Below are 13,111 nucleotides of genomic sequence, written 5' to 3' on the forward strand. Positions count from 1 at the left end.
CTTGTCAAAACAGCCCAACGCGGTCTACCTTCGCCTTTACAGCAAATGGGGAGCGCATGAACGACCTAAGCCCGAAAAAACGTATTTTACTGGTTTTCAACTCTGCCACCGGACAGCCGGGACGGGTGGGAGCTGTCATGCGTCGTTACGGGTTTGAGTTTGATATTCGCCGTCCGGGTGAAGGCGACGAATTGCCGACCGATCTTTGCAAATATCATCTGGTCGTCGTGTTTGGCGGACCGATGAGTGCCAATGACGATCATCTTGATAATGTCAGTGCCATCATGAACTGGTTGCCGACCGTGGTTTCCAGTGATGCGATGTATCTGGGCATTTGCCTGGGCGCGCAGATGATGGCGCGCAATCTTGGTGCAGAGGTCCAACCCCATCCCGAAGGCATGACTGAAATCGGCTATTACCCGGTGCAGCCAACCCCGGCGGGTGCGCATCTTTTCCCTGAGGAAATGATGGTCTATCACTGGCACAGCGAAGGGTTCGGACTTCCCGAGGGCGCGGAACTGGTCGCGACCGGCCCGACATTCCCTCATCAGGCCTATCATGTTGATGAACGGATCTGGGGCATTCAGTTCCACCCCGAAGTCGATGATGAAAGCCATGAACGCTGGCTGGCCAATGCCGGGGACAAAACCGACCGTCCGAACGGCCAGTGCCCCGATACCCAACGGGCGGGACGGGCCAAATATGACGCCGCATTTGGCGCGTGGTTTGAACAGTTTGCCGAGAAGGTGCTGGTCAAGGGGCTTGTGCCAGCCGACGCCGGGCACAGCAGCTAAGGCACAGCTAAGGCAAAAGGCAGCTCACTGCCAAAGCGATGTCAGACGGCAGCCATATCTGCCGGTTCTTTGGAAAGCCAGTTCTCAATCGCCGTTTCATCAAAGGCAAGTGCGTCTGCAAAACCGCCATGGAAGTCATTCCATGCGTCGTTATATTCATCGCGCACCCCGACCAGAACAGGGATTTCCAGATCCAGTGCGCGTGAAATCACATCACGAAGCCCGCGCCCCTCGGCCTCGCTTCGGCCAAAGCGCGCAATGATCAGGATGTCGGATCCGGCCTCGACATCGCGCGAAAGCTGCTGGGCAAGGCTGGACAGCGCATCGCCATCAAGCTTGCAGCCCTTGGCCATTTTGCCGCGATTTTTGGTGATCGGCATTTCATCGCCGTTGCGCAGATTGCGGACATGCACCAGGGTTCCGCAATCGGCATCCTTGCGGCGTTTTTGCACATAGCCGGCAACCGATTTGCCATTCGCCAAAAAGGTATCGGCAATTGCGGCAAGAAGGTCGTCAATCGGGTCTTTGGGGTGAAAGGCAATCCCGGCCAGCATGGATCAGAACCGATCAATCACAGTGACACCTGTGCCAACGAAACTGTCCATATTCATAAGTGCGGTGGCCCCTTCGGCCAGTGTGACGTGATCGCCAATCAGCTTTTGCGGCGCCAGTTTGCCCGACTGGATCATGTCGAGCATCGCATCATAGCGAAAGGCCTGCATGCCATGGCTGCCCAGAATTTCAAGCTCATGGGCCACCACACGGTCCATCGGGACTTTGGCGTGGGCGTGATCATCGGTCATAAGCCCGATCTGAACATGCTTGCCACGTTTGCGCAGGCACGCCACGGAATTAAAGCAGGTTACGGCACTGCCCAGCGCATCGACTGAAACATGTGCGCCGCCACGGGTGATGTCCTTGATCGCAGTCGGAATGTCATCAACACTGTGGGCATTCAGCACCGCATTGGCGCCGAGTTCTTTTGCGAAGTCGAGCTTGGCATCATCAATATCAACGGCCACCACATAGGCACCGGCAGCGGCGGCAATCATGATGGCGGAAAGACCAACACCGCCTGCACCATGGACGGCCACGATCTGACCGGCGGTGACTTTGCCCTGATCAATCACGCCGCGGAAACTGGTGGCGAAACGGCAGCCAAGGCTGGCGGCGGTTGCGAAATCCATTTCATCAGGCAGGTGGACAAGGTTGGTGTCGGCATAATCAATTGCGACATATTCGGCAAAGCTGCCCCAGCCGGTAAAGCCCGGCTGGAACTGCTGATCGCACACCTGATGATTGCCGCTGTGGCATTCCGGGCAATGACCGCAGCCCGACACGAAGGGCACGGTAACGCGATCGCCTTCCCGCCAGCGCTTGATATCCTTGCCGACCGCAACAACGGTGCCCGCGAATTCATGGCCTGGAACATGGGGCAGCTGGACATCGGAATCGTGTCCCATCCAGCCATGCCAGTCGCTGCGGCACAGGCCGGTTGCGCCAACCTGAATGACGACACCGTCATTACCCGGGGTCGGGTCGGGGAGTTTCTGGACCTCGATCGGGCCCTGATATTCGGTGAAGTAGGCTGCGCGCATGATGTTCCTCCCGATTGTTGTTATGTTTTTATCGGATGCAGTGTTCAAATTTTCAAGTGTCGTTATCGTCGCGCTCGGGATGCAAGCGGACAACCTTCGGAACGCCGACCGATGGTTTGGATTTTGGTTTCGGTTTTGGCTCTGGCGCGGCATTTGGCTGATAGCGACCCCATGGGGATGTGTCGCGATTCTCGCCCTCTTTGCCCCACGGGCCACGCTGTTCGCGGCGCATGTTGGCCCGTTTGGCCGCGCGTTCTGCCTCATAGGCGGCAGCCCATGGCGGGATGTTGGATGTGGCCCCACGCGTTTTGCGGCCGGGACGGTAGATGCCAAAGGCCGGTGCAGGCGATCCGTCATGCCAAAGTGGCACATTGCGATGCTTGAACAGCGGGATCAGGGCAAGTCCGGCAAGAAAGCCCGCGATATGGGCGACCCATGCAATGCCAAGGTCTGCGCCGCTGCCGAAGTTGATCACCTGACTGATAAACCAGAAGCCCAGCACGACCACGGCCGGCACATAAAAGATAAACACCCAGAAGAACCAGACCAGCACGCGGGCCTTGGGATAGAGCAGGAAATAGGCGCCAAGCACCCCGGCCAATGCGCCAGACGCGCCGATCATTGGAATTTCCGATTGGGTATCAAGCAGGCCATGCCCAAGGGCGGCGGCAACACCGCAGGCGAGATAAAAAATCAGAAAACGGAAATGGCCCATCGAATCTTCGACATTGTTCCCGAAGATCCAGAGATACAGCATATTGCCGCCCAGATGCATCCAGCCACCATGCATGAACATCGCCGAAAAGATCGACAGGAACCCGAAGCCAGCCGGGAACGGTGAAAAGCCCGGCGGCAGTTCCGCATGACCAAACAAGACAGCCGGGATCGCCCCATATTGCAAGGTCATCAGAACCGTTGCACGCGGATCAAGCGTGACGGTGCCGACAAACACCACGACATTGATCGCGATGATGGCATAGGTGACCCACGGGGTGATTGTTGTCGGGTTGTTGTCCTTGATCGGCAGCATTGGCTGTGCCCGTTGTCTGTGTCTCCGATTGACGAGATCGGTCCAGCGCCTCCGATCAGGCGACCACGGCTTCATCCCGCGGGGCAAGGCGATCACGCAAATAAGCCGCCAGTTGGCGATATTCACTTTTACGGGCGGAACTGCGCCGCCAGACCATACCAATGCGCCGAATCGGAACCGGATTTTTAAACGGAATGATTTTCAGCAAATCCGGCCGACGCGCTTCGACTTCAAGCGACATTTCGGGCAATAGTGTGGCACCGATGCCAGCCCCTACCATTTGCACCAGGGTCGACAGGCTGTTGGCCTGAAAATCGGCCGACTTGCTCCAGCCAGCTTTATGGCAGACTTCAAGTGCCTGATCGCGCAGGCAATGCCCGTCCTCAAGCAGCAAAAGCTTTTCATCCTTGATGTCGCCGATTTCGAGATGCTTTTTGTGTGTCAGCGGATTGTTCGGCGCACAGGCAAAGACAAAGCGGTCTTCGAACAGTTCGAACTCTTCGAGCCAGTTTTCATCAATCGGCAGGGCAATCAGGGCAATGTCGAGTTTGCCAGCCATCAGCAGTTCGATCAGTTTGGCAGTCTGGTCTTCGCGCAGCAGTGGCTGCAGTTTCGGAAAACCGGCTTTCAGTGACGACATCACGTCTGGCAAAAGATACGGGCCAATGGTGGGAATAACACCGATATGGATCGGGCCTGACAATGGGTCAGAGGCGGCCTGCGCCATGGTGGTCAGTTCGTCGACTTCTTGAAGGATACTTCGCGCCCGCGAAACGACCTCCTGGCCGAGCGGCGTCATCAGGACCTGACGCTTGTTGCGTTCGACCAGTTGTGCGCCCAAAAGGTTCTCAAGCTCGCTGATCGCAGCAGACAAACTTGGCTGCGTAATGAAGCAAGCCTCTGCTGCGCGGCCAAAATGTCCGGTTTCGGACAAGGCAACAAGGTATTTGAGCTGCTTGATGCTGGGTTGGGCAGCCATAAATTTTTCCTATCAAACGTCGAAGTTTTATCTATTTGTCTTAGGTAATGCATTTCTCTACAAATCGCTAGCAAGCAGTGCATTTTTTGCACCTGCACAGTAAAGTTTCGCGGCCTGTCGGGGGCCGCACATTGTTGTTAAAACTGGGTTAGGAGAAACCATAATGCTTACCGTTGGTGATACGCTTCCTGAATTCAATCTGACCGGCGTTTCGGGCAAGACCCCGGACAGCTTCGCACCGGTGACTGACAAGTCCTTCGAAGGCAAATGGAAGATCCTGTTCTTCTGGCCGAAAGACTTCACCTTTGTTTGCCCGACCGAGATCGTCGGTTACGGCGAACTGAACGGTGACTTCGAAGACCGTGATGCGGTTCTGCTGGGTTGCTCGACCGACACCGATTTCGTCCACGCTGCATGGCGTACCCACCACGAAGATCTGGGCGACAGCCCGTTCGTATGGCTTGCTGACGAGAAAAAAGACCTGTCGGCTGCCCTTGGTGTTCTGGCCAAAGACGCCGGTGTTGCGCTTCGTGCGACCTTCATCATCGACCCGGACAACATCATCCGTCACGTACAGGTCAACGACCTGAACGTTGGTCGTAACCCGCAGGAAGCGCTCCGTATTCTGGACGCACTGCAGACCGACGAACTCTGCCCGTGCAACTGGAACCAGGGCGACGAAACCCTGTAAGTCCAGTCCGGACCTATTTGTGGGATCGGGCTTTGGCCCGGTCCCGCCTTTCAGCCTGTGAATATTGCTGCCTTTTGCATCGTCCGCCCCCATCGGGCGCGACACTGACACGGCTGATCCCAAATTTGTTTTTGCATTACGCGCTTATCGTTTCAGACAGTTTCAGAGGATTTTTCCCATGACGTCGATCGTTGAAATCAAGGACTCCATGCCGGCCTATGCCAAGGACCTTAAGCTGAACCTTTCGAGCATGGCCAACAATCCGGGCATGACCGATCAGCAGGTTTACGGTACTGCACTGGCGTGTGCCTTTGCATCGCGCAACGCCAAACTGACCAAGGCTGTTGCCGCAGAAGCAAAAGAAAAACTGACCGATGAGGCCATTGAAGCAGCCAAGGGTGCGGCTGCCATCATGGGCATGAACAACATCTATTACCGGTTCAACCATCTGGTATCGGATGAAGAATACAGCTCCATGCCGGCCCGCCTGCGCATGAACATCATCGGCAAGCCGGGCATTGATAAAGCCGACTTCGAACTGTTTTCGATTGCTGTTTCGGCGATCAATGGTTGCGGCATGTGCATCGATTCCCACGACAAGGTGCTGAAAAACGCCGGCATCAAAAAGGAAACCATCCAGAACGCGATCCGCATCGCATCGGTTATTCATGCCGTTGCCGTCGTGATCGATGCCGAGGATGCACTGGCCGAGTAACTGCCAGACATTTGCCATCAAGACAAAAAAAAGAGGGTGTCATTACGACGCCCTCTTTTAGTTTGTGTCCGGCAAGGACAGCTTATTTGGCTTTGCGTCTGTTGCGGATGCCGATGATGACAGGCAGTGCGACAATCAATACAGCCATCACATACAGACCAATACTTTCCCAAGTCGATACCAGGATCGACCAGTCCCCGCGCGAGATCGAAAGTGCACGGCGCAGGTTATCTTCGAACAGGTGACCCAGCACAAAGCCCAGAATGATCGGGGCCAGCGAGAATTCCAGTTTACGCAGGACCCAGCCGAAAATCCCGAAAGCGATGATCAGGAACAGGTCGAACGGGTTGCCGACCACAGAATAAACGCCGATGAACGCCAAGACTGCAATCAGCGGGCTGAGATATTTCTGCGGGATGGTCAGCATTCTGGCAAACAGACCCACCAGAGGAAGATTGATCACCAGAAGGGCCAGATTGCCGATATACATCGATGCGATCAGGCCCCACGCGATTTCCGGGCGCTGTTCAAACATCAGCGGGCCAGGCGTCACGTTAAACAGCATCAGTGCGCCAAGCAGGATGGCCGTTGTGCCAGACCCCGGAATACCAAGCGTCAGCATCGGGACCATTGCCCCGCCAGCAGCCGCATTGTTGCCAGACTCCGGTGCAGCCAAACCACGCGGGTCACCGGTGCCGAATTTCTTGCGGTCTTCACCGGCCATCCGCATTTCCGTGCCATAGGTCACAGCCGAGGCAACGGACGCACCGACACCGGGCAAAACGCCGATGACAAAGCCGATGATTGAGGACCGCAACATGGTCCAGCGGATTTGCATCAGGTCTTTCCAGCTGACAAAGCTCTTGCCAATCGGAAGCAGCTTTAGTTTGCCTGATATCTGTTGTTCTACAAGGTGGATCAATTCCGCCATGCCAAAGAAACCGATCACGACAACAAGGAAATCGAACCCGGCAAGGATATCGGGAATACCGCCCGTGTATCGCGCCACACCGGTATTGGCATCAATGCCGACGGTCGCCAGCATCAAGCCGATTGCCGCCCCCATCAGGGTTTTGACTTGGTTCTTGCCAACCAGCGAGGACAGGCTTGCAAAGGCAAAGACCATCAACGCAACGTAGTCGGCTGGCGTAAAGGTCAACGCAAATTTCGCAAGGAACGGACCAAACAGCGACATCAAGATCACGGCAATGGTGCCACCAACGAAAGACGCAATCGCCGAAATCGACAAAGCACGTCCGGCCTCGCCACGCTTGGCCATCGGGTTGCCATCAAGTGTTGTCATGACGGCCCCCGCATCACCGGGAACATTCAAAAGAATGGACGAGATGCGTCCGCCATATTCCGCACCATAATAGATGCCAGCAAGCAGGATCAGGGCTGATTCAGGTGGAAGGCCCAGGCTATAGGCAATCGGCAGCAGAATGGCGACACCGTTGATCGGACCGATACCGGGAAGTGCACCAATCAGGGTTCCGGCAAAACAGCCAATCAGCACGAGAAACAGGTTCAAAGGCATCAATGCGACACCAAAACCGCCGCTCAGGCCACTTAGAACTTCATTCATGGGAATAACTCACAAAAACGGTGCCAGCAGACCTTCTGGCAGGTTCAGGCCCAGCAAATAGTCACAAATGCCATATCCGATGATGCCGGTTGCACATCCGAAAGCGACGGAGTGCAGGCGATTTGCACCCAGCATGACCGACAACAGGCAGCAAAACAGGGCGGTCGAAATCACAAAGCCGAGCGGCTCATAGAGTTCTGCGTAGCCGCCAAGCATCACAACCAACATCAGCAAGCGCAGCCATACACTGCGTCCGAGCGCAAACTGGATATGATCGGGGCGCACGAGGACGTAGAGGCTGCACAGCAGGAAGACGACAGCCAGTACCTGCGGCCATGTTTCAGGTCCGAGCGGGTCATACTGGAAGGGGGCCTTGATAATGAAAAAGGCGACATAGGTGTAAATGCCGCCCGCGATCAGGGCGAACAGGGCAAAGAGGCGATCAGCCATCGGAGATCTCCGGCCTAGGGAACGCTGGAAAAACTGTCGGTCCCCCATCCGAAAACGGAGGACCGACATGTTTGGCGATTACTGGATAAGGCCAGCTTCTTTTGCGATTTCGCGAAGCTTCTTGATGCGTTCCTTGACGTTTTCGTCAAGGTCCTTGCCTGCAATGTTAAGCGGCAGCAAGCCCTTGTCTTTCTGGATTTTCGCGAACTCTTCGGTGCCATAGGCTTCCTTGAAGGCCGCTACCCATTTGTCATAGGCTTCGTCAGAGACGTTTTTGCCCATATAGAAACCACGCATGATCGTCCATTCCGCGTCGTAGCCAAGTTCCTTGGTGGTCGGAATGTCTGCGAACGGTTCCGGCAGGCGTTCTGGCGACATGACGGCAAGAACACGCAGCTGGCCTGTACCGAGATGGGCGGTCATTTCGCCGATATCACCGGTGTAAACGTCGATACTGCCGCCCAGAAGGCCGGTCAGGGCATCGCCGCCGCCATCATAGGCGACATAGATCATTTTGCGCGGATCACTATCGACAGCCTTGAGCAGCAGGGCCGCTTTCATCCAGTCTTGTGACCCCACAGAACCACCAGCACCGATTGCGAGGCTGCTTTCGTCTTCCTTGACCTTGTTCATCAAGTCATCAAGGGTTTTGTACTCGCTGTCTGCGCGGACGATGACGGCACCGAAATCAGCACCGACAGTGGCGAGAAAACGAACATCGTTCTCGGTCCATTCACCGTATTTGCCGGTCGCGATGTTCAGAAGCGAACCTGACGAGAATGCGACGATGGCGTTGGGGTCATCTGTACGGGTGGTGTTGAAAAGGGTGATGGCAACCGCGCCAATGCCGCCAGGCATGAAGGTCACCTGCATCGGTTCGCCCAACTTGTCGCCGACACCGCCCTGGGCGACACGGCAGGTCAGGTCAAAACCGCCACCCGGTTTCGCTGGGGCAATGCATTCGGGTTTTTCAATGTCTGCGGCATTTGCGGTGCCAAAAAGGCAACCGGCCATAACGACAGATGCTGCGAACAGCTTTTTCATAGTTGTATCCTCCCATTGGATTATTCTTTTCGCGTATCAATGTTCGATCCGCATATCAGCTATACGTTACGAGACTGACATTGCCTTGACGGTATGCTGACGGGAGGCTGACTCCTTTCTGACACGAAGCTGACGTGATGTGTAACAATTTGTAAGAAGCTCCGAGCAAGCCTAATATCCGGGCATGCGTATTCTTTTGATTGAAGATAATGAAACATTGGCGGAAACGATCATGGATCGTTTGCACGCGGATGGGCATGCCATTGATTGTGAGTATGACGGAGAGCTTGCAAACGATTTGTTGCGCCACAAACAGTTCGATCTGGTGTTAATGGATGTCAACCTGCCGGGCCGCAGCGGGTTTGATATTTTGCGATCCATGCGCGCGCGCGGGGATGCCACCCCGGTTCTGATCCTGACGGCGAGGTCGGAAATAGATGACCGCTTGATCGGGCTTGATGGCGGTGCAGATGATTATATCGTCAAGCCGGTTGATCTGCGTGAACTTGCGGCACGGTGTCGTGCCTTGATCCGTCGCCGAAGCGGGACAGCATCAAATCAATTTTGCGCCGGAAACCTTGTGTTTGACCGGGCATCAAAGGTTGCAACGATTGACGGTCGCGATATTGAATTGCGCAACAGAGAAGTACAGTTGCTTGAAATCTTCATTGGCAATCTGCAGCGGGTCCTGACCAAGGAAGATCTGGCGGACAAGGTGTATTCGTTTGATGAAGCGCCCAGCATGAATGCGGTCGAGCAAATGGTTACCAGACTACGCAAGAAACTGGCTGGTGGGCCGATTATCCTCAAGACCATTCGGGGGCTTGGGTATATTGCCCATATTGCGGATGAATAAACGGGTCGGACATCATTCCCTGCGCCAGCGTCTTTTGACCAGTATGGCGGTGGGATTTGCGATCATCCTGGTCAGCATTGCGATTGGGATCTGGAGTTACGCAAGGGATGCGGCAAACCATTCCTATGACAGGCTTTTGAGCGGGGCAGCGTTTGCCATTCTGGAACGCACACTGGTGACGCCAACCGGCCCCAGTGTAGAGATTCCTTATTCGGCGTTGGAACTAATCGGTCTGGCTGAAAGTGATCGCGTTTTCTATCGTATTTTTACCGCCAATGGCGAAACCCTGACCGGGTCGGAGAATTTGCCATTGCCCGAGCACTACAATCCAACCGACCAGCCGGTATTTTTTGATACCCATTACAGCGGCGAAGATGTTCGTTTCCTGCTTCAGGGACGGTTTCTTGCCGGTGCCGGGTATGGCGATTGGGTCGTTGTTCAGATCGGCCAAACCCGAATTGCAAGAGATGCCTTTGCACGGGAAATGATGATCAATGCGATTGCACTTTTGTTGTTGGTTACCGTCATCGGACTGGGTTTTGTCTGGTTCGGGATCAACCGTGCATTGTCGCCCCTGATCGGGATTGAACGCCAGCTTCGGCACCGCGAACCAACCGATTTTTCACCCATTGTGATAACCCCCCCGCGTGAGGTTGCCAGTCTGACCCGTTCGATCAATGGTCTGATCCTGCGTCACAAGAAAAGTCTTGATAACGCGCAGGCCTTTATTGCCGATGTTGCCCATCAGACCCGAACATCGCTTGGCGCGCTACAGGGGTTGCTTGAAAGTGCCAGCCGTCAGGCGGATGTGAAACAACAACAGGTCCGTATTGCCCAAGCCGAAGAACAGACAGAAAGAACAATTCGCCTGACCAATCAGCTGTTATCGCATGCAATGATCATTCACCGTGCCGATAACAAGCCGCTGGAACGCAAGGTGTTTATTGATGTGGTCCGTACCGTCTTTGCCGAGATCATTCGAGATTATCTGAAATATGACACGGACTTTTCCATCGACAGCGAACTGGATGGGGACGAGGAAACCTTTGTCATGATTGACGAGATTGGCATCCGCGAGGCGTTGCGCAATCTTGTCGATAACACCATCAAGCACGGCAAGGCACCTCACAAGATCAGTATTCTGGTACGAAAAACCGTTGGGAAATGCCTGTTAATTGTCGATGATAACGGGCCGGGCATTAACGAGCAGATGTATGCAACCGTATTGGAAAGGTTTTCAAGCATGAGCAGCGGCAGCGGTCTTGGTCTGTCGATTGTCAGCGCGGTGGCCGATCGCCATCACGCGGAGCTCAGGCTGGGACAGTCGCCCGAGGGCGGCTTGCGTGTCGAAATGGTCTTTCCCGTCGTCGAGGGGGAACAGGCATGAAGATGCTTGGTGGTTTCGTTCCGGTGAGATGGTTTGGCGTTATTGTTCTTGTCGTCGGGCTATTGTCTGGCAGTCAGGCATTTGCGCGTGTGCAATTGCATGTGTGGTCGGCAACCGATACGTCGGCGTTCGAACCGATTATCAAGGCGTTCGAAGAAAGATACCCGGACATTGAAGTGGTCTATCGCGAGTTCAATACGAGCGAACTTTATCAGGTTGTCATGTACAATATTGATAACCCGGATATGGAGGCAGATGTCATCATAAGCCCGGCCATGGATTTGCAGGTCAAACTGGTCAATGAGGGGCTTGCCTATCAGTTTGAGCCGGAAAATGCCGAAGCGATACCGTCGTGGGCCAAGTGGCGCAACGAACTCTACGGGTTTTCGTTCGAACCAGCAGCATTTGTGTATAATAAACAGGCTTTCCAAGGTCTTACCAGGCCGACGTCGCACACCGATTTGTCCAGTCTGGTGCGCGACTATCCCGAAATGTTCAGGGGAAAGATTGGGACTTATGACATTCGCAAATCGGGTATCGGATATTTCTTTGCCACACAGGATGCGATTCAGAACAACCAGTCATCGCGCTTGATTGAGACATTCGGGCGTGCGGGGGCGCGGCTTTATTGTTGCTCGTCCGAGATCCTGAACCGGGTTGCGACCGGTGAGCTTGTGCTTGGCTATAATGTGATCAGCTCATACGCGATTGAAGCGGCTAAAAACTTGCCGGAAATCGGGATATATTTCCTGCGCGATTACACCATCGCCATGAGCCGTACGGCCTTTGTGCCCAAGACATCGCAAGCGAAGTATGAGGCTCAGGCCTTCGTCAATTTTTTGTTGTCGCATGAAGGTCAGGAGGTTCTGGCCAACCAATCTGCCCTTATTCCGATCAACCAGAAAGTCCAGATAGAGCTCAGTCCGCACATAGCAGACATTCCGGTCTTTCGCGTAAAGCTCGGCATCGGTTTGCTTGGTTTTCAGGACCAGCTCAAGAAGAGGAGCTTCCTTGAAGACTGGCGATCCTCGATCTTGTGGAATCGTGAGGAAGAGTAGGGCGACAGGTACTTGCCAACACCTTAAGATACGGCTCCGTTCTCATCCCTGGTGATCGACATATTCGGCAATCGACAAGTGGTCAAGAGTTGCTGCGATCACTTGATCGGGCTGATCGAAATGCGGGATGTGGCCGCAATCCTTGATCAGCATTTTGGTCACCGGGCCGCCGGTATTTGCACAGATGGTATGGACCTGTTCATCGCTGCCAAACTGGTCATCATCGCCCTGAATGACCAGAAGCGGGCAGGTGATGTGGGCCAGTTCATCGACCATGTTCCAGTCAAGAAACGCCGGTTGGCGCCAGGTATCGACCCAGGCGCGGAAGACATCGTCGGTCTGGGTAAAGTGATGGCGTTCGAGTTTGGTTTTCCAGTCGGTCTCGGCATAGATTTTCGCCGCCTCGGTAATGCCGGCGACTGTGACATCCTCGACAAAAACGTGGGCGGCTTCTGAAATTACCGCCGTTACATTGTTCGGGAAGCGCGCGGCATATTTAAGCGCGATGGTTGCCCCGTCACTGTGGCCAAACAGGATCGGTTTGGTCAGGCCAAGCTCCGTGATCAGGCCGTGCAGATAGACATCGCTTTCGGTGTTGTGGAAGTCAATCGCGCGCGGAATGTCGCCTGCGGCATGCGGATCGGATTTCCCGTGGCCGCGCCGTTCATAGACAACTACCGGGTGACGGGTGGCGGTTGCCAGTTTGGCGGGGAAGTCACGCCACATGCGAATGGTGCCAAGGGCCTCGTGCAGAAACAGGATGGTCGGTGCATCGGCACGCACATCATCTGGAACGATCTGTTGGCAAGACAGACTGATACCATTCACCGTGGCATAGAAATTTTCGATCTTCATGTGACTTATAGCTCTTGTGGGGCAATCTTTGTTGGGGCGATATATCGGTAATTCGGTGCGTAATTATTT

At 54.8% G+C, this 13,111-nt stretch carries 14 protein-coding genes; 6 read left to right on the forward strand and 8 right to left on the reverse strand.

Features of this window, described 5'->3' with window-relative positions:
- The first annotated feature begins 56 nt into the window (after window positions 1-56).
- Complete coding sequence (locus tag B2R48_RS14415) at window positions 57-794, forward strand: glutamine amidotransferase-related protein (RefSeq protein WP_297001703.1); 738 nt, start codon at window positions 57-59, stop codon at window positions 792-794.
- Window positions 795-835: 41 nt separating this feature from the next.
- On the opposite strand, the gene B2R48_RS14420 is transcribed toward B2R48_RS14415, so the two are convergent.
- From B2R48_RS14420 to B2R48_RS14435, 4 genes are read right to left on the reverse strand one after another with little or no spacing between them, the layout of a single operon-like run.
- Complete coding sequence (locus B2R48_RS14420; RefSeq protein WP_297001706.1) at window positions 836-1,348, reverse strand: DUF2478 domain-containing protein; 513 nt, start codon at window positions 1,346-1,348, stop codon at window positions 836-838.
- 3 nt (window positions 1,349-1,351) lie between these two features.
- The gene (locus tag B2R48_RS14425) at window positions 1,352-2,392 is read right to left on the reverse strand and encodes a zinc-dependent alcohol dehydrogenase family protein (RefSeq protein WP_062956409.1); all 1,041 of its coding nucleotides are present in this window, start codon (window positions 2,390-2,392) and stop codon (window positions 1,352-1,354) included.
- Between the two features lie 52 nt (window positions 2,393-2,444).
- Entirely contained in the window at window positions 2,445-3,422 is a 978-nt protein-coding gene (locus B2R48_RS14430) for a rhomboid family intramembrane serine protease (protein ID WP_297001711.1), read from the reverse strand.
- Between the two features lie 55 nt (window positions 3,423-3,477).
- Window positions 3,478-4,401, reverse strand: coding sequence for a LysR substrate-binding domain-containing protein (locus B2R48_RS14435; RefSeq protein WP_297001714.1), 924 nt, complete (start codon window positions 4,399-4,401; stop codon window positions 3,478-3,480).
- Window positions 4,402-4,564: 163 nt separating this feature from the next.
- Here B2R48_RS14435 and B2R48_RS14440 point away from each other — a divergent pair, with 163 nt between their 5' ends.
- Both B2R48_RS14440 and B2R48_RS14445 read left to right on the forward strand, forming a co-directional pair.
- A complete protein-coding gene (locus B2R48_RS14440) occupies window positions 4,565-5,092 on the forward strand; it encodes a peroxiredoxin (RefSeq protein WP_062956406.1) in 528 nt (175 codons plus the stop codon).
- Window positions 5,093-5,270: 178 nt separating this feature from the next.
- Window positions 5,271-5,807, forward strand: coding sequence for a carboxymuconolactone decarboxylase family protein (locus B2R48_RS14445; RefSeq protein WP_297001716.1), 537 nt, complete (start codon window positions 5,271-5,273; stop codon window positions 5,805-5,807).
- 82 nt (window positions 5,808-5,889) lie between these two features.
- Here the strand turns inward: B2R48_RS14445 and B2R48_RS14450 are convergent, their stop codons facing one another.
- The 3 genes from B2R48_RS14450 to B2R48_RS14460 all read right to left on the reverse strand — a co-directional run bounded on the left by B2R48_RS14450 (window position 5,890) and on the right by B2R48_RS14460 (window position 8,886).
- The gene (locus tag B2R48_RS14450) at window positions 5,890-7,392 is read right to left on the reverse strand and encodes a tripartite tricarboxylate transporter permease (protein ID WP_062956404.1); all 1,503 of its coding nucleotides are present in this window, start codon (window positions 7,390-7,392) and stop codon (window positions 5,890-5,892) included.
- Between the two features lie 9 nt (window positions 7,393-7,401).
- Entirely contained in the window at window positions 7,402-7,842 is a 441-nt protein-coding gene (locus B2R48_RS14455; protein ID WP_062956403.1) for a tripartite tricarboxylate transporter TctB family protein, read from the reverse strand.
- Window positions 7,843-7,920: 78 nt separating this feature from the next.
- The gene (locus B2R48_RS14460) at window positions 7,921-8,886 is read right to left on the reverse strand and encodes a Bug family tripartite tricarboxylate transporter substrate binding protein (protein WP_213473740.1); all 966 of its coding nucleotides are present in this window, start codon (window positions 8,884-8,886) and stop codon (window positions 7,921-7,923) included.
- A 184-nt stretch (window positions 8,887-9,070) separates the two neighbouring features.
- Here B2R48_RS14460 and B2R48_RS14465 point away from each other — a divergent pair, with 184 nt between their 5' ends.
- The 3 genes from B2R48_RS14465 to B2R48_RS14475 are packed head-to-tail and all read left to right on the forward strand — an operon-like array spanning window position 9,071 to window position 12,187.
- Window positions 9,071-9,742 (forward strand): response regulator transcription factor, encoded by a 672-nt coding sequence (locus B2R48_RS14465; protein ID WP_213473741.1) that lies wholly within the window; start codon window positions 9,071-9,073, stop codon window positions 9,740-9,742.
- Window positions 9,735-11,129 carry a sensor histidine kinase gene (locus B2R48_RS14470; protein ID WP_297001723.1) on the forward strand — a complete coding sequence of 465 codons (1,395 nt, stop codon included), beginning with the start codon at window positions 9,735-9,737 and terminating at the stop codon, window positions 11,127-11,129. Before B2R48_RS14465 ends, B2R48_RS14470 begins: the two co-directional genes overlap by 8 nt.
- Complete coding sequence (locus tag B2R48_RS14475) at window positions 11,126-12,187, forward strand: ABC transporter substrate-binding protein (protein ID WP_297001727.1); 1,062 nt, start codon at window positions 11,126-11,128, stop codon at window positions 12,185-12,187. The genes B2R48_RS14470 and B2R48_RS14475 overlap by 4 nt, the downstream gene beginning before the upstream one ends.
- 42 nt (window positions 12,188-12,229) lie before the next feature.
- Here B2R48_RS14475 and B2R48_RS14480 read toward each other — a convergent pair whose 3' ends face one another.
- On the reverse strand, window positions 12,230-13,042 hold the full coding sequence (locus B2R48_RS14480; protein WP_297001730.1) for an alpha/beta fold hydrolase: 813 nt from the start codon (window positions 13,040-13,042) through the stop codon (window positions 12,230-12,232).
- Between the last annotated feature and the right edge of the window lie 69 nt (window positions 13,043-13,111).

It is taken from the genome of Thalassospira sp. UBA848 (assembly GCF_002295455.1).
In the GTDB taxonomy this organism is placed as follows: Bacteria; Pseudomonadota; Alphaproteobacteria; order Rhodospirillales; family Thalassospiraceae; genus Thalassospira.